Origin of the sequence: Planotetraspora sp. A-T 1434 (genome assembly GCF_025420585.1) — a bacterium.
Classification (GTDB): Bacteria; Actinomycetota; Actinomycetes; order Streptosporangiales; family Streptosporangiaceae; genus JAOEGB01.
Genome location: NZ_JAOEGB010000013.1, coordinates 84,431 through 106,852 on the forward strand (window position 1 = coordinate 84,431; position 22,422 = coordinate 106,852).

General features: G+C 74.2%; 8 protein-coding genes. 2 read left to right on the forward strand and 6 right to left on the reverse strand.

The window, feature by feature from the left end; all coding sequences use genetic code 11:
* Positions 1-5: 5 nt before the first annotated feature.
* The 6 genes from N5079_RS18470 to N5079_RS18495 are packed head-to-tail and all read right to left on the reverse strand — an operon-like array spanning position 6 to position 20,056.
* Positions 6-6,113 carry a non-ribosomal peptide synthetase gene (locus N5079_RS18470; protein ID WP_261585158.1) on the reverse strand — a complete coding sequence of 2,036 codons (6,108 nt, stop codon included), beginning with the start codon at positions 6,111-6,113 and terminating at the stop codon, positions 6-8.
* Positions 6,110-12,670, reverse strand: a complete 6,561-nt coding sequence (locus N5079_RS18475) for a non-ribosomal peptide synthetase (RefSeq protein ID WP_261585160.1) — start codon at positions 12,668-12,670, stop codon at positions 6,110-6,112. The genes N5079_RS18470 and N5079_RS18475 overlap by 4 nt, the downstream gene beginning before the upstream one ends.
* A 3-nt stretch (positions 12,671-12,673) precedes the next feature.
* Positions 12,674-13,426 carry a thioesterase II family protein gene (locus N5079_RS18480; RefSeq protein ID WP_261585161.1) on the reverse strand — a complete coding sequence of 251 codons (753 nt, stop codon included), beginning with the start codon at positions 13,424-13,426 and terminating at the stop codon, positions 12,674-12,676.
* Positions 13,423-14,451, reverse strand: a complete 1,029-nt coding sequence (locus N5079_RS18485; RefSeq protein ID WP_261585162.1) for an LLM class flavin-dependent oxidoreductase — start codon at positions 14,449-14,451, stop codon at positions 13,423-13,425. Before N5079_RS18485 ends, N5079_RS18480 begins: the two co-directional genes overlap by 4 nt.
* Positions 14,448-14,654 (reverse strand): MbtH family protein, encoded by a 207-nt coding sequence (locus N5079_RS18490; RefSeq protein ID WP_261585163.1) that lies wholly within the window; start codon positions 14,652-14,654, stop codon positions 14,448-14,450. The genes N5079_RS18485 and N5079_RS18490 overlap by 4 nt, the downstream gene beginning before the upstream one ends.
* A complete protein-coding gene (locus tag N5079_RS18495) occupies positions 14,654-20,056 on the reverse strand; it encodes a type I polyketide synthase (protein WP_261585164.1) in 5,403 nt (1,800 codons plus the stop codon). Before N5079_RS18495 ends, N5079_RS18490 begins: the two co-directional genes overlap by 1 nt.
* Before the next feature lie 101 nt (positions 20,057-20,157).
* On the opposite strand from N5079_RS18495, the gene N5079_RS18500 reads away from it, so the two are divergent.
* Both N5079_RS18500 and N5079_RS18505 read left to right on the forward strand, forming a co-directional pair.
* Positions 20,158-21,261 (forward strand): cysteine synthase family protein, encoded by a 1,104-nt coding sequence (locus tag N5079_RS18500; RefSeq protein WP_261585165.1) that lies wholly within the window; start codon positions 20,158-20,160, stop codon positions 21,259-21,261.
* Positions 21,262-21,329: 68 nt separating this feature from the next.
* Positions 21,330-22,406, forward strand: a complete 1,077-nt coding sequence (locus N5079_RS18505) for an ornithine cyclodeaminase (RefSeq protein WP_261585167.1) — start codon at positions 21,330-21,332, stop codon at positions 22,404-22,406.
* Positions 22,407-22,422: the final 16 nt, after the last annotated feature.

The window sequence follows — 22,422 nt, forward strand, 5'->3', positions numbered from 1 at the left end:
ATCGGTCAGGCCGTTCCGGGGATGGATTGAATGATCTTCACGAGCTCGGTCACGTGCGGCGGCCTCAGCACGCCGACATGGCCGCCGGAGACCCGGTGCAGCTCGATCGGCGCGAGCGCCCGCCATCGGCTCAGGTAGTCGTCGTAGTCCCGGGCGCTCAGGGCGACGTGGTCGCCCTCCACGAGCTCGTCCCCGGCGACCAGGTGGACCGGACGGCCGAGCGGTGTGAAGCGGTAGGCCAGCCGGGTCTCCGCGAGGCGCCGCCACACGGTCACGGTGGCGGCCCAGGCGGCGGCCCATCCGGGATCCGGCTCCCGGTCGATCAGCGCGTGCGCCCGCTCGTCGTCGACCACCGCCCGGAGCAGCGCCGCCGCCTCGTCCCGCACCGAGGTCTCCCCGGCGGCGAGCAGTGCCAGAAGCTCCTCGCACCGGCGCAGCATGGGGAGCTGCGGGCTGGTCGCGGCTCCGGCGATGCCCTCCAGCGCGGGGTCGAGGAGGATCACGGGTCCGTGGCCGGGGCCGCGGCGCCGGGCTAGCTCCCAGGTGACCGGCGAGCCGCCGCACCAGCCGAGCAGCGCCCAGTCCCCCCGGGGCAGGGCGGCGCCGATTTCCTCCAGGTAGCGGCCCGCGAGCTCTTCGACGGTCAGGCCGGCCAGGTCCGGCTCGGCCACGGCGGGATGCTGGAGCGCCGCGACCGGCGCGTCGATCGCGTCGGCCAGCTCCCGGTACCAGTGGACGCCGCCGCCGCCCGGATGGACGACGACGAGCGGCCTGCCGCGGCCGTCCGCGCGCAGCCAGACCAGCGAGCCGCCTTCGGAGCGCCGGCGGGTCCCGGCCGCCACGGCGGCGACGGTGCGACGGCGCAGGATCTCCCGGGGCGAGATCACGATGCCGTGCTCCCTGCCCAGCCGCACGGACGCCCGCATGGCCGTCAGCGAGTGGCCGCCCAGAGCGATGAAATCGTCGTGGAGGCCGATCCGGTCGACTCCGAGAAGCTCGGCCCAGATCGCCGCGACGGCGCGCTCCACGCCGGTGGCGGCCGCCGCGCCGGTGCCGGGCGCCGGGTCGGTGCCGGGCACCGGGTTCGGGGCGGGTGCGGCGTCGCCCTGCGGCGGCCGCCCGCCCGGATGGAAGACCGGGTGCGGGGCGTGGTCCGCCACGTCCAGGCTCTGGAACACGCGCTCGGACATGCCCTCGGACATGCTCTGGAACACGCGCTCGGACATGCCCTCGGACATGCTCTGGAACACGCGCTCGGACATGCCCTCGGACATGCTCTGGAACACGCGCTCGGACATGCCCTCGGACATGCTCTGGAACATGCGCTCGGACATGCGGTCGGACATGCGGTCGGACATGCGGTCGGACATGCGGTCGGACATGCCCTCGGACATGGTCGCCACGATCGCCGCGAACGTCTCGCCGACGACCCGCGCCCAGCCCTCCCCCACCCGGCCCGTCCGGACGGTCACCTGCACGGCGCCCGGCACCACGGTCACGACGAGCGGGAACTCGTTGGGGCTGTCGTCCACGGTTTGGGCGAGATCCACCGCCTTCTGGTCGACGGTGTAGAAGTCGAGGTAGTTGAAGGTGGCCTCGATCAGCGGCTCGGTGGAGCCCCGCTGAAGCTCGGTCAGCGGATACCTGCGATGCGGCTGCAGCGCCGTCTCCTCGGCGAAGACGGCGGCCAGAAGTTCATCCCAGCCGGCCGCGGCGGGGAGGTCCGGCACGGCGAACGGCACCGTGTTGAGGTGCATGCCGGCGATCTCATCCCCGCCGCGCGTCTCCAGCCGGCCGTTCACCACCAGGCCCGCGAAGAAGCGGGGAGCGGAGGAGAACGCGGCCAGCGTCTTGAGGTAGGCGGTCAGGAAGACGGTCTTCACCGGCACCCCGGCGGCGGCCGCCCGGGCCTTCAGCGCGGCGTGCCCGCCGATGGGGATCTGCACGGTCATCATCCGGTCGTCCGGGCCGCCCCAGCCGTACGGCACGGCGAACCTGGCGCGCCCGGCCAGCCGGAGCCGCCAGAACTCCCGGCTCTCCTCCGACCGCAGCGACTCGCCCTCGGCGGCCACGAAGTCGGCGAAGCGCACGTCCGGAAGCGGGCGCGGGACCGGCGGGAGGCCCGATGCCGCCTCACGGTAGTACGCGATGAGCTCGCTAAGCAGCGAGTTGTGACTCCAGCCGTCCAGGATGGCGTGACATTCAACCACGGACAGCCACCACTGGTCGTCGGCGACCACGTGGACCCGCAGGCGCCACAGCGGGGGCCGTTCCAGGTCGAACAGCACCCGGCGCTCGGTGGCGGCAGCCCGGATGACGGCGTCGCGCTGCTCGTCCGACGGTAGGCCGCGCAGGTCGTCGATCACGACGTCCGGTGACGCCCGGCGGTGGACCAGCTGCAGCGGCTCGCCGTACGACGTCAGGTCGAAGCCGGTGCGGAGGACCTCGTGCCGGTCCACGACGGCCCGGGCGGCGGCGCGCAGCGCGGCAGGGTCGAAGGGGCCCTCCCCGCGGACGGCGTAGCACGTGACGTTGTGATACGGCCGTACGTCGCCGTCGCCGAGCATCTCAAAGAGCATGCCGGCCTGGATCCGGGAGAGGGGGTAGGCGTCCACGAGATCGTCACGGGCCCCGAGCAAGCCCCGGTCCGCGACCGAGATCAGGGAGAACGACTCGGCCCTGCGGTCGTCGGCGCGGCGCGACGGCGCGCGGGCCGCCGACGCGAGGGCCTCCAGGGTTCGGTGCCGGAACAGGTCCTGGACCGTCACCTCGATGCCGCGGTCGCGCAGCCGCCCGACCGCCCGGACGGCCCGCATGGAGTCGCCGCCCCGGTCGAAGAACCCGTCGTCGCGGCCGATGCCTCCGCCGGGGACGTCCAGCACCTCGGCCCAGACAGCGGCGACCACCTCCTCCACGGGGCCGCGCGGCGGGGTTCGTGCGGGGTCCGGCCGCTCCTCCGCGGGCGCGGGCAGCGCCTTGCGGTCCACCTTCCCGCTCGTGGTGTACGGCAGAGCGGTCAGGATGACGAAGTGCGCGGGGACCATGTAGGCGGGCAGCCGGCCCGCCAGGTGGGCGCGCAGCTCACCTGGCAGCTCACGGTCCGGCTCGCCGGGCAGCTCACCAGGCAGCTCACCGGGGGGCTCACCGGGCTCGTGCGCGCCCACGGGGACGACATGGGCCACGAGCTGAGGATCGGCGCCGGGCGGCCGGTGGACGGCGACCGCCGCCGCCGCGACGCGGGGATGGTCTCCCAGCGCCGCCTCGATCTCGCCCGGCTCGATCCGCAGGCCGCGCAGCTTCACCTGGTGGTCGGTGCGGCCGAGATACTCGATCTGACCGTCGGCTCGGCGGCGGGCCAGGTCGCCCGTCCGGTAGAGGCGCGCTCCCGGCGGCAGCCCCAGCCCCTCGGGGGCGGGCACGAAACGATCCGCGGTGAGCGCCGGCCGGCCGGCGTAGCCCACGGCCAATCCGGCTCCGCCGAGGTGGATTTCGCCCGTGACGCCGAGCGCGGTGGGACGCAGGCCGTCGTCCAGGACGTGCACGACGATGTTGTCGATCGCCCGTCCGATGGGCACCGGGTCGCCGGGGTCCGGCCCCACCGGGCAGGCGGTCACATCGACGCTCGCCTCGGTCGGGCCGTACAGGTTGTGCAGCTCGACGCCGGGCGCGCGGTCCCGGAGGCGGCGGGCGGTGACCGAGCGCAGCGCCTCGCCGCTGCAGAACACCTTCTCCACGCACCCGGGGAAGCCGTTCGCGAGGTCGAGGAAGACGTCCAGCATCGAGGGCACGAAATGCAGGTGGGTGACCCCCTGCCCGGCGACGAAGGCGGACAGCGCGGGCGGGTCGAGGTGCAGGTCCGGCGGCGCGACCACGAGGCGGGCCCCGGCGATCAGCGGCCAGAAGAACTCCCATACCGACACGTCGAAGGTGTAGGGGGTCTTCTGGACGACGCGCCCGCCGGGGGTGAGGCCGTACTCCTTCTGCATCCAGTGCAGGCGGTTGACGATGCCCCGATGCGGGATCATGACCCCTTTGGGGTGACCGGTGGAGCCGGAGGTGTAGATGACGTACGCCAGGTCCTCAGGACAGGGGCGCCCGCCCGCCTGCGGGCTCAGGGGGGCCGTCGCCGGGCGGCGGGCGATCGAGGCGGCGTCGCGGTCCAGGAGCACGGTCTCGGCCGGCGTTCCCGGCGTCGGCCTCGGCACGGTCTCCACGCCTCTTCCCGGGAGCACCGCCGCGTGGGCGGACACGCTCACGACGGCGGCCGCCCGCGCGTCGGCCAGGATGTAGCCGACCCGTGAAGCGGGATGGTCGGGATCAACCGGAAGGTAGGCGGCGCCGGTCTTGAGGATCGCCAGCAACGTGACCACCAGGTCGGCCGACCTCTTGAGGCAGACGGCCACCAGGTCGCCCCGGCGGACGCCGCGCGCCAGTAACTCGTGGCCCAGCCTGTTCGCCCGCGCGTCGAGCTCGGCATAGGTCAGCTCTTCCGTCTCCGTCGTGACCGCGACGGCGCCGGGGGCGCGGCGTACGGTCTCCTCGATCAGATCGGGGAGGGTTCTGTCCGGGAAATCAGCGGCCGTGTCGTTCCAGGCGGACAGGGCGGCGATCTCCTCGGCGGGAGGCACCGGAAGGTCGCCGAGCCGCAGCTCCGGGTCGGCCGCCACGGCGGCGAGGATGTGCACGTAGTAGCCGGCCCACCGTTCGGCGGTCGCGCGCTCGAACAGCGCCGTGGCGTACTCCAGCGCGCCGAAGAGGGAGCCGTCTCCGAGCTGCCGCAGCCCGAGCAGCAGGTCGGTCTTGACGGCCGGCGAGTCGACGGGGATCTCCCCCACCAGGACGCCCCCCATCGCCTGGGGCGGCGCCGCCGCCGCGTCCTCCACCAGGAACAGCGCGTCGACCAGCGGGTTCCTCGACAGGTCCCGCTCCAGGTCGAGTGCGGAGACGAGCCGTTCGAACGGCAGGTCCTGGTGTTCCGCGGCGGCCAGAACGGTCTCCCTGACCCTGCCGACCAGCTCGGTGAAGCTCGGATCGCCGGACAGGTCGCAGCGGAGGACCACCGTGTTGACGAAGAAGCCGACGGTGTTCTCCACCTGTGACAGCGGGCGGCCCGCCATGGGGGTTCCGACGGCCAGGTCGCGCTGCCCGGAGAGCCGGGCCAGCAGCGCGGCGAACGCCGCGAGCAGCACCATGTACGGCGTGGCGTCGCGGCTCCGGCCGATGCGGATGAGGGCGGCGCCGGTCTCGGCAGGGACGCCGAACGACACCCGCCCGCCCCGCGGATCCCGGGGAGTGACGCGCGGCCGGTCGAGGGGCAGTTCGAGGGGCGCCAGCCCGTCCAGCGCCGCTCTCCAGTAGGCCAGGCGCCGCTCCAGCGGCTCTCCGGACAGCCGGCTCCGCTGCCAGGCGGCGAAGTCGGCGTACCGCACGGCGGGCAGGGGAAGCTCCGGATCGCGCCCGGCGGCCAGCGCGTCATAGCAGAGGGCGAGCTCGCGGCCGATGATGTCGACCGACCAGCCGTCGCACGCGATGTGGTGGACGGCCAGGACGAGCACATGGACCAGCACATCGGCGGGCACATCGGCGGGCACATCGGCGGGCACATCACCGGGCACATCACCGGGCACATCACCGGGCACATCGCCGGGCATGTGGCCGCCGGCGCCGAGGCGGGCCAGCACCGCCCTGAGGACGGGACCGCGGGCGAGGTCGAACCCGGTCGCCACCGCCTCGGCGACGAGGCCGGGCAGGCGGTCCTCGGCCACCTCGACGACCCCCAGCGGGACCTCCGCCGGAGGATCGACCACCTGGACCGGCTCCCCGCCCTCGACCACGTATCGGGTTCGCAGGGTCTCGTGGCGGGCGACGACGGCGGTCAGCGCCCCCCGAAGAGCGGCCAGGTCGAGCGGCCCGGTCAGGCGCAGCACGACCGGGACGACATACTCCGCGCTGCCGGGAGCGAGCTGGTCCAGCACCCACAGCCGCTGCTGCCCGAAGGACAGCGGAAGCGGCGCGGCGCCGCCGGTCACGGGGATGCCGTCGGCGCGGGAGGACTCGCCCCGCAGCCGCCGCGCGAGGAGCGCCCGGCGGGCGGCGTCCAGGGTCCCGGTCACTGTCCCTCTCCCATCTCCGCCAGCAGCGCCGCGACCTCCTCGTCGGACAGCGCGGCGACCTCGTCCTCGACCGCCCGCGCCACGGCGGCGGCCAGGGTCTCGACCGTGGTGGCGTCGAACAGCGTCCGCAGGGGCAGCTCGACCGCGAACGACTCGCGGATGCGGGTGTGCACCCGGGTGGCCCGGAGCGAGTGGCCGCCGACGGCGAAGAAGTCGTCGTGCCGCCCGATGCCGTCCGGGTCGCAGCCGATCACTTCCGCCCAGATCGCGCGGACCCGCTCCTCGGCGGGCGTGGCCGGGGGCGCGTACCGCGCGTGCAACCGCCGCGGGGCGGGCAGGGCGCGCCGGTCCACCTTGGCGCTGGGGGTCAGCGGCAGCTCGCCCAGGACCGTCCAGTAGGCGGGGATCATGTAACCCGGCACGCGCTCGGCGAGATGGTCCCGCAGGGCGTGCGGGTCGATCTCCTCCTTGAGCACCACATAGGCGGCCAGCTCCGGCTCGCCGCCGTCGCGGTGGGCCACCACCGCCGTGGCCCTGACACAGGGATGCGCCGCCAGGGTCGCCTCGATCTCCCCCAGTTCGATGCGGAACCCCCGGATCTTGACCTGGGTGTCGAGCCGTCCGAGGAACTCCACGGCCCCGTCGGCGCGGTAGCGGACGAGGTCGCCCGTCCGGTAGAGGCGCCCTCCGGGGCCGTCGCCGAAGGGGTCGGGCACGAACCGCTCCGCGGTGAGCCCCGGCCGGTCGAGGTAGCCGCGGGCGAGCCGGACGCCGCCCAGGTAGAGCTCGCCCGGCACTCCGGGCGGCACCGGGTTGAGCGAGCCGTCGAGCACGTAGGCGCGGGTGCCGGCGACCGGGCGGCCGATCGGGATGGACTGCTCGGGCCGGCGGGCGGCGGCCTCCGCCGGGTCCACGGGGTGCAGTGTGCAGGTGACGGTGCATTCCGTGGGCCCGTAGTTGCACAGGAAGGCCCCGGGAAGCCCGGCCGCGTGCCAGCGGCGCGCGTCATCGTAGGTGACGACGTCGCTGCCGACGTTCATCAACCGCAGCGCGGCCAGGCGCGGGTCGCCGGGCGTGACGACGGCCATCACCTCGCGATAGTGCGCGGGAGTGATCTCGATGTGGGTGATCCGCTCCCTCTCCAGCCAGCCGAGCAGCGCGGCGGGCTCGTTCAGCCCCGGCTCCGCCACGACCACCGTCGCGCCCGCGAGCAGGGTGGCCATCATCTGGTCCATCGCCACGTCGAAGACCAGGGACGACAGCAGCGCCACCCGGTCACCCTCGCGGATGCCGTACGGCTCCGCGATGGCCCGGCAGTGATGCAGATAGGCCCGGTGGTCGATCATCACGCCCTTGGGCTTCCCGGTCGACCCCGACGTGTAGATCACGTAGGCGAGGTTGCCGGAGCTCGTCACCGGGTCAGGCGCGTCAGCGACGCCGGCTGACCATCCGTCCAGGTCGCCGTCACCGAGAATCACGGCGGCGCCGGCGTCGGCGAGCAGCGAGCGGCGGCGCTCGTCCGGGGACTCGGGGTCGATCGGCACATACACGCCACCGGCCTTCAGGATGGCCAGCAGGGCGACGACCACTCCGGTGCCGCGGCGGGCGCACACCGCGACGCGTGTCTCGGCTGTCACACCGCGCCGGCGCAGCCGGGCCGCCAGGGCGTTCGCGCGCCGGTCCAGCTCGGCGTAGCTCAGCTGAAAGCCGCCCTGGACCACGGCGGGCGCGTCGGGTATGACGGCCGCCACCGCCGCGAAAACCTCGTGAACGCAGGCTTCGGAGAACGGCGGCGGCGTGCCGGGCAGCGTCGGCGGGTCCTCGATCAGCCGCCGCCGCTCGGCCGGAGTCAGCAGCTCCAGCCGGCTCAGCGGCGCGGCCGGATCGGCGGCCACCCCCTCCAGGACGCGCAGGTAGTGCGCGACGAGCTGATCGACGGCGGCCTCGTCGACTATGTCCGTGGCGTACTCCACGTAGCCGAGCAGGGAGCCGTCGGCTCGCTCGGCGAGCCCCAGGGTGAGGTCGAACTTCGCCGTGCGCCACGGCATCTCCTCCCCCATCGCCTCCACCCCCGGACCGGCGGAGTCCGCGTCCGGGACCTGGCCCCCCTGTCCGGCCTGCCCCGCCTGCCCTGGGCCGAACTCGAACATGAGCTGGAACAGCGGGTTCCTGGAGGTGTCACGGCCGGGCTGCAGCACCTCGACCAGGCGCTCGAACGGCAGGTCCTGCCGGGCGTACGCGTCGAGGCACACGCCGCGCACCCGGCGCAGCAGCTCACCGAACGCGGGGTCCCCCGAGACGTCGGTGCGGAGCACCAGCGTGTTGACGAAGAAGCCGACGAGCCCCTCGGTGGCCGGGTGGGTGCGCCCCGCCACCGGGGTGCCGATGACGAGGTCGCCGGCTCCGGTGTAGCGGGCGAGCAACACCTTGAACGCGGCGAGGAACGTCATGAACGGCGTGGCGCCCGCGTCCCGGCCGAGCCGTACCAGCCGTGCGCCCAGGCTCGCGGGCACGGTGAACGTCCGGATGGCGCCGCGTCCGCTCCAGGTCCGCGGGCGCGGCCGGTCGGCGGGCAGCTCCGCCGGGACGGCCCCCGCCAGCCGGGCCTGCCAGTAGGCCAGCTGCTCCGCGATCTCCGGAGTGCCGAGGCGGGCCTGTTCCCACGAGGCGTAGTCGCCGTAGCGCACCTCCGGGGCCGGGAGATCGGCGCCCGCGTACGCGTCCCACAGGTCACGGCAGAGGATCTCCATCGACCACCCGTCGGCGGCGATGTGGTGCACGCACAGGACGAGGACGTGGTCGTCCGGTGCGAGACGCAGCAGCAGAGCCCGGAGCACGGGACCCGCCGAGAGGTCGAACGGGCGGTTGATCTCGGCGGCCACCGCCTTCTCCAGGGTCGCGGGCGTCGCGTCCGCGACGGGCAGATCCACGTCGCCGGGAGGATCGGCGACCTGCGCCGGCTCGCCGTCCAGCACCACGTAGCGGGTGCGCAGGATCTCATGGCGCGCGACCACCCGGGCGAGTGCCTGACGCAGCGCGCGCGAGTCGACGGTCCCCCTCAGCCGGGCCACGTGGGGCAGGACGTACTGCGAGGTTCCCCCCGCCGAGGAGTCAGAGTCCAGGCGGTCGAGGAACCACAGGCGGCGCTGGCCGGAGGACAGCGGCATCGGCCCGTCCCCGGGCATTCGCGTGATCGGCGCGATCTCCCGCGACCTGGCCACCAGGCGGGCCTGGTCGGCGACCGTGGTGGCCGTGAGCAGCTCGCGCAGCGCGACGTCGGTGCCGAACCGCTCGCGCAGCCGGCCCGCCAGGCGGATGACCAGCAACGAGTGGCCGCCGACCGCGAAGAAGTCGTCCGTCGTCCCCACCCGGTCCACCCCGAGGACCTCGCACCAGATCCCGGCGACCACCTGCTCGGCCGTGGTCCGAGGCGCGGTGTACGAGCCCGGCGCGACAGCGGGGGCGGCGAGCGCGTCGAGGGCCCCCCGGTCCACCTTGCCGCTGGCGTTGAGCGGCAGGGCGTCCAGCCGGAGGATCAACGCGGGCACCATCGGCGCGGGCAGGCGCTCGCGGAGGTGGGCCCGGAGCTCGTCCTGGACGGCGTCACCCGTCACGTACGCGATCAGCCGCGTGGCGCCGTGACCGTCGGGGGCCGTGACGACGGCGGCTCCCTTGACGCGGGGGTGCGCGGCGAGTGCGCTCTCGACCTCACCCGGCTCGACGCGCACGCCGTTGACCTTGACCTGCCGGTCGCGGCGGCCGAGGAACTCCAGCGTGCCGTCCGGGCGCCTCCGGGCGCGGTCGCCGGTCCGGTAGAGGCGCGAGCCGGGCGGCCCGAACGGGTCGGGAAGGAACGCCTCCGCGGTCAGAGCCGGGCGGCCGTGGTAGCCGAGGCCGACGCCGACGCCTCCGACGTACAGCTCTCCCGGCACACCGTCGGGCACCGGCTCGCACTCCCCGTCGAGCACGTGAGCGCGGATGCCGTCGATCGGCCGGCCGATGGGAATCTGCCCGCCGTCCTGCGCGGGATCGGCGTCGTGGGCGGTCACGTCGATCGCGCACTCGGTCGGGCCATAGGTGTTCACGATGTGAAGTCCCGGGCGGAGCGCGCGGACGCGCCCGCACAGCTCGGCGTGCAGCGGCTCGCCCGCCGAGAACAGCAGGCGCAGCCGCGCGCAGCCGGCCCACTCGGGATCGGCCTCGGCCAGCAGCCGGAGCACGGACGGCACGACCTGGAGCACGGTGACACGCTCCGCGGCGACCGCACGCAGCATGGCCGCCGGGTCCTCCTCCACGCCGGGAGGCGCCATCACCACCGCGCCGCCGCTGACCAGAGGAGCGAACAGCTCCCAGACGTGGGCGTCGAAGCTGATCCGCGTCTTGTGCAGCATCCGGTCGGCGGGCGCGAAGCCGTACCGCCGCACGGCCCACCGCACCCGGTTGGCGATGCCGGCGTGGGTTACGACGGCGCCCTTGGGCCGGCCAGTCGAGCCCGACGTGTAGATGATGTACGCCGGCCCTCCGGGATCGGCCATGCCGTGATGGCCAGGATGGGCGGGATCGGGAGGGCGCGCGCCGGAGCCCTGCGCCGCCTCGATGCCCTGCGCCGCCTCGATGCCCTGCGCCGCCTCGTTGCCCTGCGCCGCCTCGATCGCATCCGCGTCCAGGACGAGCCGCGCGCCGACGTCGGCGGCGATCGCGCCGGCACGGGCGGGCGGCAGCGCGGGATCAAGGGGCACGTAGACGCCGCCGCTGAGCCAGATCCCCAGCACCGCCGCCGGGAGGCCGGGCCCGCGCGGGAGCCGTACGCCGACGGGATCGCCCGGGCGCACCCCTCGCGCCCGGAGCCAGGCAGCGACGGCGTCGGCCCGCCGGACCAGCTCCGCGTAAGTGACCGCGCCCCCGTGGCCGGCGACCGCCACGGCCTCGGGGGTGGCGGCAGCCTGGGCGAGGACCAGCCCGGGAAGCGCCGGCGGGAGGTCTCTGTCCCGCGCCTCCGCCGCGCTCCCGCCTGGCGCACGCCCGCCGGCCATGCTTCCGCCGGCCACGCGCCCGTCCTCCACACGCCCGGCCTCCACACGCCCGCCAGGCATGCTCTCGCGGGCCGCGCCTCCGTCCGTCGTGCCGAGCAGCGCGGCCCGCTCCGCGGGACGGAGCAGGACCGCGCGGGCCACGGGGACGTCGGGCGCGCCGACCAGGCTCTCCAGGAGGACGAGGTACTGGTCGAGCAGGCGCCGGGCGGTGGCCTCCTCGAACAGGTCGGCCGAGTACTCGAACTGGACCCGGAACCCCTCGCCCGCCTCCGGCATGACGTGCACGGTCAGGTCGAACTGAGACCCCTCTGGGGCGATGGGCAGGTCGACGGGCGTGACCGGAAGGACCAGGTCCTGAGCCGGCATGTTGAAGCACACGGTGACCGGCGGGGCCGTCGCACCGCCCCGGCCCGGCCCGCGCAGCTCGCGCACGAGCCGCTCGTACGGGACGTTCTGGCGGCCGAACGCGTCCGAGGCGGTGCGCCGGGTCCGGGCCAGCACCTCGCGGAAGGTCGGGCGGCCGCTGAGAGACGTGCGCAGGACCACCATGTTCACGAACATCCCGAGAAGGAACCGCAGCTCGGGCCGGGTGCGGCCGGAGACGGAGGCGCCGACGACGATGTCCCGCTCGCCCGTCCAGCGGTGCAGGAGGGTCTTGAACCCGGCCAGCATGGTGATGTACGGCGTGGCGCCCTCGGCGCGGGACATGTCACGAAGCCGGGCGACGACCGGGTCCGGGACGACGGCGCTGACGGTCGCGCCGCGCAGTGTCGGCTCGCCGGTGCGGGACCGGTCGGCGGGCAGCTCCAGCGGCGGCGGGAGATCGGTGAGGCGGTCGGTCCAGTAGGCGAGCTCGTCGGCGAACGCTCCGCCTTCGACCTGCGCCCGCTGCCAGGCGGCGAAGTCGGCGAAACGGACCGGCGCCGGGGGCGAGGGCATCCCGCCGACCTCGGCGGCGAGCAGCGCCAGGGAGGTGCCGTCCAGCACGAGGTGGTGGGCGGCGAGGACCAGCATCGGCTCGCCGCGCGGCAGCCGTACGAGCTCGACCCGCCACAGCGGGGCCCGTGTGAGGTCGTAGGGGCGCTTGGCGATCTCCAATGCCGCGTCGCGGGCCAGTGCGGCCATCTCGGCGTCGGTGACCGCCGTGCGGTCGGACAGGTCGGTGACCGGGACCTCGATCGGCACTGAGGGGGCGACGCGCAGCCGGGGCTCGTCTCCGTCGGTGTCGATCGAGGCGCGCAGCGCGTCGTACCGGGGCACGACGCCGGCCAGCCGTTCCTCGATGAAGGCGGCGTCGACGTCGAACGGGCAGCGGGCGGCCATCACCAGGTGGAACAGCGGCATGCCGGAGGGGGCGAGCCGGTCGGTGAACCAGACCCGCTCCTGCGCGTACGACAGCGGGGACGGCCCGTCTCCGGCGAGCGGCGGGATCGGATCCGCCTCCTTCGCGCCACCGGTGCGCAGGCGGGCCAGCAGCGCCCGCTTGGCCGGAGACAGATCGCCGGCCCCGGCTGGTCCGCCCATCCGTCACCCCTCCTTGAGATCACACTTGAGATCGCTGGCCATGGCGGCGCCGAGCGCCCGCAGGTTCGCGGTGAAGAAGTCGTGGCCGCCGGGGAGGACCCGCAGCGTGAAGGCGCGGGAGGTGTGTTCCCGCCACTCCAGCACCTCCTCGAAGAGCACGCTCCCGTCGTCCCGCCCGGCGATCGCCGTGATCGGCACGTCGAGCGGCGGTCCGGGGGCGAACGGCGCGGTCTCGAAGACCTCGAAGTCGGCCCTGATCGCCGTCTCGAACATGCCGAACAGGGCCGGGTCGCCGAGGATGGCGGGTGGCGTGACGTTGAACTGGCGCAGGTAGTCCTTGAACTCGGCGTCCGGCATGGCGTGGACGCCGCGCCCCCGGTCCGCGGTGGCGGGCCCGCACGCGCCGCAGGCGAACAGCCGGACGGGCGCGGGCCGTCCCGTGCGGACCATGGCCCGGGCGAGCTCGATCATGAGGTAGGCGCCGGAGCAGTAGCCGAAGAGGGCCAGCGGCAGGTCCTTGTAACGGTCGAGCTCCAGGAGCAGGGTGTCGACGAGATCGTCCATCCGCCGGATCGGCGCCTCCCGCCGCCGGGTCTCCCGGCCGGGCAGGCGGAGCGCGTACAGATCGATGTCGCGGGGAAGCTCGCCGGAGAGCGGCCGGAAGGTGGCGGTGCCGCCGCCGGCCTGGGGAAGGCACACCACCCGCACGCGGGGATCCGCGACCGGGCCGAGCCGGGCCATCCAGGGGCTGGTCACCCGAGTCCTCCTCGTAGGGTGGCGGCGAACCGGTCTCTGTCGAAGTGGGCGCTGACCGTCGGCGAGATCAGCATCCGGGTCGCCCCGGCGGCGGCGTAGTCGTCCATCTTCGAGCGCAGGTCCTCCGCCGCGCCGATCGCCGTGAGGGCCCGGACCATGTCGTCGTCGGGCCGCCCGGCGCCGGCCTGCGCGCCGAATCCGCTGGCGGTGAACAGCCGCCGGTAGGTCGGCACCCGGAGGTAGGCCGACAGGTAGCGGTGGAACCCGGCCCTGTCGGCCTCGGGCTCGGGGGTGACGGCCGCGTTGAGGACGACGGCCACCTCGAATCCGGCGCCGCCCGGGTAACGGCCGTCGGCTCGGCGTCCCAGCCCCCTTCGCAGCGCGGGCACGGCGTGCTCCCGGACGTATCCGGGCGTGCACATCCACAGGATCGCGCCGTCGGCCAGCTCTCCGGCCAGCTCCAGGAGCTTCGGGCCGAAGGCGCCCAGGTGTACGGCCATGCCGTCGCGGCGTGGCCCCGTGTAGGAGGCGTGGCCGCTGAACCACTTGCCGTCCTGGCTCACCTCTCCGTCGCGGATGAGGGAGGTGGTGATCTGGAGGTACTCCCGCGTGCCGGCCAGGGCGGGCGGCGTCGTGCCCGCCCCGACCATCCACTCGCCGACGCCGCGGTGACCGAGGCCGAGGCCGAGCGTGAAGCGCCCGCCGGACAGCTCGTCGAGGGTGAGCGCGGTGTGCGCCATCACCACCGGCGGCCGTGAATACAGCGGAAGAATCGCGCTGCCGATCCCCGACCGGCCCGTCCGAGCCGCCATGGCGGCCAGCAGAACCACGCTGTCCCGCTGGTTGGGCAGCTGCACCAGCCACTGGGAGTCCACGCCCAGCTCGTCGGCGAGACCGGCCCGGGCGAGCGTCTCCGCCGGCGAGAGGTCGCGCTGCTCCAGGAGCACTCCGACCCGATGGTCCCCGGGCCGGGTCCCGGCCGGGGTCACGGCCGGGGTCACGGCCTGCGTTACGGCCTGGGTCACGGGCCTTCCATCCGCTCGCGCAGGCTTCTGGGCCGCATGTCCTGCCAGACCTCGCTGATATGCGCGAGGCACTCCGCCTTGGTCCCTCGCATGCCGACCTCGCGCCACCCGGCCGGGGGCTGCCGGTCGGCGGGCCAGATGGAGTACTGGTCCTCGTCGTTGACCACCACGCTGTACTGGCGGTCGTCGTCGTCCTCGAACATCATTCCCCTTCGAGTACCTTCAGAGCCTCGATCGCCTCTTCGTCCGACAGAGCGGCCACCTTGGCCAGGAGGTCCTCCTCGATCGCCGTGGCGAGGCCGCGGACGGTCCGCGTATCGAACAGCCGGGCCACGGAGACGTCGCTCCGGAACCGCTGGGTGATGCGGGCCACGAGTTGCACCGCTACCAGGGAGTTGCCGCCGAGGTCGAAGAAGTCGTCCTCCGCGCCGACCTGGTCGATCCCGAGCGCCTCGGCCCACAGGACGGCCAGCGCCCGCTCCGGCTCGGTGCCGGGTTCCACATAGGGCGTGTCGAGGCTGCGCGTGCCTCCCCCGCCGGCCGTGTCCGCGGTGAGCCTCTCGGCGAGCGCGGCCCTGGTGACCCTGGCCGTACGGCGCAGCCGCTCCCCCAGCCCTTCGGGGCACCAGATCAGCTGCGGTCCGAACCCGGAGGCCAGGACGAGGCGCAGCGTCTCCGCGGCCTCCGCGTTGCGGACGCCGTCCTCCGACACGGAGGGGTCCACGGCCGGGGGCCGGGCGACGGCCGCCTGGCCGACGGTCTGGCCGGCCGCCTCCGCGGCCGACACGCCGGTCCTCCCGTCCACCCGGAGGAGCGAGAACCCCTCGACGGTCACCAGCTCGCGGCCGCTCTCGTCCACCACGCTGATGTCCGCGGTGGTCACGTCGCCCGTGGTGTCGTCCAGGTGGCGCAGCACGCTCGTGACGCGCGCCGGCAGCGGCCCGTGGACGGTGATGGTGTCGTAGCCGAACGGCAGGTAGGAGCCGTCCCCGGCCACGTTCTGGCCGACGGCGACGCACGCGTCCAGCACCGACGGGTGCAGGTAGTAGTCGGCGAGGTCGGCGGCGAACTCCGCGGGCAGGCGGACGTCGATCAGCTCCAGCGGTCCTCCGGAGTGCCGCGCGCTCACGATGTGCCAGCGCGGGCCGAACCGGAGCTCGCCGATCAGCCCCTGGAACGCGGGGGTGGTGTCGTCCGGGCACCGATCCCGGAGCGCGCCGAGGTCGTGGACGGCGGGAGTCCCCTCAGGGGCCTCCTCCACGTGTCCGCGCGAGTACTCCACGCCGTCGCTTCCGGCGATCGTGACGTCGTAGCCTCGCCCGGCCGGCGTCAGGGTGAGCCGCACCACCAGTCCCTCGGCGACCATCAGCGGCGCGAGGAAGAGCAGCTTGCCGATCCGCGCCCTCGGCTGCCCGGTCACCTCGGCGAAGGCGGCGCGCACGAGCTCCACGATGCCGGTGCCCGGCATGGTGGGGACGCCGGCCAGCCGATGTTCGTCGAGCACCCACACGCCGGGGGTGAATTCGAGCTCGAACCGGATCGAGCCGTCCGCGAGCTCTCGCCGGTCGCGCAGCAGCGGGTGGGCCACCGGCGCCGCGGCGCCGGGCTCCCCTTCGTCCTTGCGCAGGCTGCCCAGGATCGAGGGCGCGTCGATCTCGAACGCCATCCCCGCCTCGGCGAAGGGCGGCCAGTTGACCGACACGGTGTGCCGTCCCCGGGCCCATCGGGACTGGGCGAAGGCGTCCAGCACGGCGTTGGCGCCGGCGTAGTCGCCCAGGCCGAAGTCGCCGGAGACCGCCGCGATCGAGGAGTAGAGCACGAGGAGCTCCGGCTCGAAGACCCGTTCCACGACGTAGGCGCCCAGCACCTTCGGGGCGAGGACCCGGGCGGCGTCGTCGCGGGACCGTGTCTCCAGCATGCCGCCTCCGGCCACGGCGGCCAGGTGGAACACCCCGTCGACGGGCCCGAACCGCTCCCGCGCGGCCCGCTTGACCGCGTTCATCGAGGACTCGTCGGTGACGTCGCCGGAGACGGCGAGAACCTCGCCCCCCGCCGCCTCGACGTCGAGCACGCCGCGGATCCGCGCGGCGACCCTGTCCCTGTCGTCCGCGCCGTCCAGGATGGACGGCCACTCCTCCCGGGGCGGCAGGCCGGTACGGCCCACCAGCACCAGACGGGCCGAGACGAGGGAGGCGAGCTGCCGGGCCACCAGCAGGCCCAGGCCACCCAGGCCACCGGTGACGAGGTAGACGCCGCGCTCCCTGAGGAGGTACGGCACGCCGTCGGGGCCGGACAGCTCCACGCCCGCGTAGCTCCACACCCAGCGCTTGCGCCCCCGGTAGGCCACCTGCTCCTCGGCCGCGTTCCCGGTGACCTCGGCCAGCAACTGGGCGGCGGCCGTGGACGGCGGCGCGGCGCCGAAGTCCACGCTCCGGCAGGTCACCGCGTCGAACTCCTTGGGGGCCAGCTTGACCAGGCCGAGAACGGCGGCCTTGGCCGGCTCCACCGCGCCGTCGCCGGTCACGTCCTGCATGTCGCGGGTCACGACGACCAGGTCCACCGCCGTTCCGGGCAGCAGCCGCGCCGCCGTCTGCAGCGCCGTGAGCGCGCTGTGGAATCCCAGGTCAAGCCAGCGAGCGGCGTGGTCCGCCTCGGAGACGTGGTCGGGGCGCGGGGCCGCGGCCAGCGCGTGCACGACGCGCACCCGCTCGGGAGCCCGTGCGGCAAGCCGCCCGAACACCTCCGCCTGGTCGTCGAGGGCCCCGGCGACCAGCACGTCCGCGCCGGCGGCGCGGGCCAGCCGGGCGAACTCCGCCGTCGCCGGGTCGGCCTCCGGGGCGAAGACCAGCCAGGGGACGTCGGGGTCGGCCGAGCCCGCGGACGGCGGCGGCGTCTCCCGCCACACGGGCACGGTGAAGGGGCCGGTGTCGGCCGGGGTGGCCGTGACCTCCTCGTCCGGGTCGATCCAGTAGCGCCGGCGCTGGTACGGGTAGGTCGGCAGGGGGACCGTGCGGCGCTCCTCGGCGGACCAGAAGGCGTCCCAGTCCACCGGCGCGCCCGCCGCCCACACCTGGCCCACGGCCTCCAGCGCCACCCTGACGTCGTCGCGGTCCTGCTGGGGATGGCGCATGGCCGGAACCACGACGGCCTCCTGGCTGTGCGCGGCCACCAGGGCGCTCAGCGTACGGCCCGGCCCGACCTCGACGAGCGCCCGGTCGCCGTCGGTCGTCAGCAGCCGCAGCGAGTCAGAGAAGCGGACGCAGCCACGCAGGTGGCGCACCCAGTAGTCCGGATCGGTGGCCTCGGCGTCGCCGACCCACGTGCCGGTCAGGTTCGACACGTACGGGATCGCGGGAGGGGACAGCTTCACCTCGGCGACCCGCTCACGGAAGCGGTCGAGGATCGGATCCATCATGCGGGAGTGGAAGGCGTGGGAGGTGTGGAGGGGCCGCGCGACGACTCCCTCCACGGCGAGGGCCTCCGTCACGTCGGCGACGGCCTCATGGGTGCCGGAGATCACGCACACGCCTGGGGCGTTGACCGCGGCGACGTCGACCTCGTCGCCCAGCATCGGCCAGAGCAGCTCCTCGGGCAGGGTGACGGCGGCCATCGCGCCCTCGCCGAGCGACTGCATCAGCGCGCCGCGCTCGGCGACCAGGCGGAGCGCGTCGTCGGGGTCGAAGACCCCGGCCAGGGCCGCGGCGACGTACTCCCCGATGCTGTGCCCCGCCATCGCGGTCGGCTCCAGGCCGTAGGACCGCAGCAGCCGGGCCAGGGCGTACTCGACGGAGAACAGCGCGGGCTGGGTGTTGGCGGTCCGGCTGAGCCGCCGCGCCGCGTCCTCGCCGGAGTCGAAGAGCAGGCCGTGCAGGTCCAGGCCGTGGGAGTCGCGCAGGGTCGCCGCGCAGTCGTCGATCACCTGGCGGAACACCGGCTCGGCGTCGTACAGGTCCCGCGCCATTCCCGGATGCTGCGCCCCCTGCCCCGGGAACAGGAACGTCACGGTCCGGTCGCCGCTCACCGCCTGCGCCCCCGAGCCGACGACCCGGGCCGCCTCCTCGTGGTCGGCGGCCACGGCGAAGCGCCGGACCCGCAGCGCCGCCCGGCCGCGGGACAGCGTGGAGGCGACGTCGGCCAGCTCTTCCGGCTGCTCAAGCTGCTGGGCCAGATGGGTGCCGAGCTGCTCGGCCGCCTCGTCGAGCGCCTGCTCGGTCCGCGCCGACAAGGTCAGGAGCTGGTACGGCCGGCGGCCCGGCCTGGTGGGGGCCGGCGCCGAGGCCTGCTCCAGAACCACGTGGGCGTTGGTGCCGCCGATGCCGAAGGAGCTGACGGACGCGAGGCGGCTCCCCGAGCCCGGATCCCAGCTCATCAGGGTCGCCGGCACGTGGAACGGGCTGCTGTCGAAGTCGATGCGAGGGTTGGGCTCGTCGAAGTTGATGGCCGGCGGCAGCAGGCCCTCCTTCAGGCAGTAGACCGCCTTGATGAACCCGGCCACTCCGGCGGCGGCGCCCAGGTGACCCACATTGGACTTCACCGAGGAGATGGCGCAGCGCGGGGCGTGTTCCGGACGCGGGCCGAACGCCTCGGCCAGCGCGCCGACCTCGATGGGGTCGCCCACGGCGGTGCCGGTGCCGTGCGCCTCCACGTAGCCGATGCGCGCCGGGTCGACCCCGGCGTCCCGCAGCGCCGCGCCGACCACCGCGACCTGGCCGTTCTTGCTCGGCGCGGCGAAGGCGAGCTTGTCGCCGCCGTCGTTGTTCACGGCCGAGCCCCGGATGACCGCGTGGATCGTGTCACGGTCGGCGAGCGCGTCGGCCAGCCGCTTGAGCACGATCGCCCCGGCTCCGCTGCCGAACACCGTGCCGCGGGCTTTGGCGTCGAAGGTCCGCACGTGCCCGTCGGGCGAGAAGATGCCGCCCTCGGAGTAGGTGTAGCCGGCGATCATGGGGAGGGCCAGCTCGACCCCGCCGGCGAGGGCGGCGTCGCACTCCCCCGCGCGCAGCGCGCGGACCGCGGTGTGAATGGCGACCAGCGAGGTGGAGCACGCGGTGACCATGCTGACCGCCGGACCGGTCAGGCCCAGGCGGTAGGCCACGCCCGTGGACAGGTAGTCCGTGTGGTTGTTGATGATCGCCATCAGGACGCCCGTCGCCCGCCACACCGCGGCGTTCCGCGTGACGTTGTCCTCCAGGTAGGCGTTGTGCCGGGAGCCCGCGTACACCCCCACGCGGCCGTCGAACCGCCGCGGGTCGAGGCCCGCGTGCTGCAGCGCCGTACCGCACGTCTCCAGGAAGAGCCGGAACTGGGGGTCGAGGATCTGCGCCTCGCGCGCGCTGACGCCGAAGAACTCGGCGTCGAACCGGTCGAAATCCTCGATGACCGGCGCGGCCCGCACGTAGTTGGGATCCCGGAGGTCCTTCTCGGGGACGCCGCCGGCGCGCAGCGCGTCCTCGTCGAAGAACGCGATCGACTCCACGCCGTCCAGGAGGTTCCCCCAGAACTCGTCGGCGTTCCGCGCGCCCGGGAAACGCCCCGCCAGGCCCACGACGGCGACGGGCTCGGGCGTCTGGGATGGGCGGACGAGACCGCGCGATAGGTCAGCCATGCCGGTCATGTTCAGCCGCCCGGCTCCGCCGGACAAGGGAAGTGGCGAGTAGTCGCCATACCCCTTCCGCGCGGGTCCGGCACCGTCCGATGCTGCTGAGCGTGCTACCGGACTGGGACGCGATAGGCGGCACTCCCGTATCGGAGGTCACCGTCGCCTTCCATGGCCGCGAACACCGCGTCCTCCTCAAACGGGAGTGGGCCAACCCGAGCGGCTCGGTCAAGGACCGGACCGCGGCGGGGCTACTGCGGGCCATGCACGCGGCGGAGCCGCTGCGGCCGGGCACGACGGTCATCGAGTCGACGTCCGGCAACCTCGGCATCGCGCTGGCGCGGTTCCTGAACGCCGCCGAATGCCGGTTCATCGCCGTGATCGACCCCAAGACTCCGGCGGAGAGCCGCCGGCTGCTCCGCGCGGCGGGAGCCGAGTTGCACCTGGTCGACGAGCCGGACGGGCACGGCGGCTACCTGCTGAGCCGCCTGCGCGTCGTGCGCGACCTGTGCGCCGCGCATCCCCACTACCGCTGGCCCGATCAGTACGCCAGCCCGTTCAACCCACTCGTCCACCAGCGGACGACCGGCCCCGAGATCGCCGCGCAGGGCGGGCCGGACCTCGACGCCGTCTACGTCGCCGTGTCGACCGGCGGAACGCTCGCCGGGATCTCGGCGTGCATCCGGCCGCTCGGCCGGCCGATCAGGCTCGTCGCCGTGGACGCCCAGTCATCGGCGGCGACGTCGTTCTCGGCGTCACCGGCGTCACCGGCGGCGGCGTCATCGGCGACCGCCGGGGCGGCCGGGGCGGCGAGGGCCCTTGCCGCCGGGGCCGGCTCGCCGTCGGCACGCCTCGTCCCCGGCATCGGCGCCGGCCGCCCGTCGTCCTTCCTCGGGCCCGCGTCGTACGACCGGGCGGTCGCCGTCCCGGACCCGGCCGCGCTGGCCATGTGCCGCATGTTCCTGGAGGACACCGGCGTCGCCCTGGGAGGCTCGAGCGGATCCGTGCTGACCGCGTGCGTCGAGGAGCTGGGCGGGCCGGACCCGCCGCGGCTCGCCCTCTGCCTCGCCGCCGACCACGGCGCGAAGTACGCCACCACCGTCTACGACGACGGCTGGCTCATCGCGAGCGGGGTGTACGGCGCGGTCAAGCACGCCTTCGACCGCTACAGAATCGACGGCCTGCGTTTCGTCCTGGAGAGCGGACCCTTCTGAAGCCGACCCGTCTGAGAGCGGACCCTTCTGAGAGCCGACATCCTGAGAGCTGATTCCGGAGAGCTGACATGTCGCTGCCCATGCCCGGCCACGATGGCACCGAGATCCTGTTCCTGAACCGCCAAGAGGTGGAGGAGGCCTGCCGCGGCATGGACCTTCCCGCCGTGGTCGGCCGGGCCCTGGTCCGCCACACGCGCGGGGAGACCGCACTGCCCGAGGAGGCCTACCTCCCCTGGACGGCCCCCGACGGCGCCGCGGCCCGCTGCCTGGCCATGCCGGGCGCGCTGCGGAACGACGGGGACGGCTGGACCTACGGCATCAAGATCATTAACGGCTGCCTGTCCAACCCCTCGCGGGGGCTGGCGCGGGCCCAGGGCGTGATCATGCTGTTCGATCCGCAGACGGCCCGGCCGGTGGCGCTGCTGGAGGCCGCCTACATCAGCGCCATGCGGACGGCGGCCGTGACCGCCGTCACGGCCGCCCGGCTCGGGGTGCCCCGGCTCGCTCGGATGGCCGTCCTCGGCTGTGGGACGCTCGCGCGCGCCCACCTCAGGCTGCTGCCGGCCGTGCTGCCCGATCTCCGGCAGATCAGCCTGTTCGACCTCGATCCGTCCGCGTGCCGGCGGCTGGGCGACGACCTCCGCGCCGGCCATCCGGACCTGAAGGTGGTCGAGGCCGAGGGGCCGCGCGAGTGCGTGGCCGGCGCCCAGCTCGTCGTCCCGGTCACCACCACCACGTCCGGGTACATCGCCTTCGACTGGCTCGCACCCGGAGCGCTGATCGCCCACGTCTCCCTCGACGACCTGCTGCCCGAGGTGGTGCAGCGGGCGGATCTCGTCCTGGTCGACGACTGGGGCCTGGTCGCCGCGGACTCACGGCGCCTGCTGGGCCGCATGTATCGCTCGGGAGACCTCCTCGCCCCCGATGGCGCCCGCTTCCACGACGCCCCCGCGAAGGCGGGGGTCCGGAGGGTGGACGGCCATCTCGGAGACGTGCTCGCCGGGGTCCACCCCGGCCGCCGTTCGGCGGAGGACATCGTGGTGAGCAACCCCTTCGGAATGGCCCTCCTCGATGTCGCGGTGGCCCACGAGGTGGTTGCGGCCGCGGCCGGGAGCGCCGCCCTCGGCCGCCCGCTCACCCTCTGACCGTCCGACGTATCCG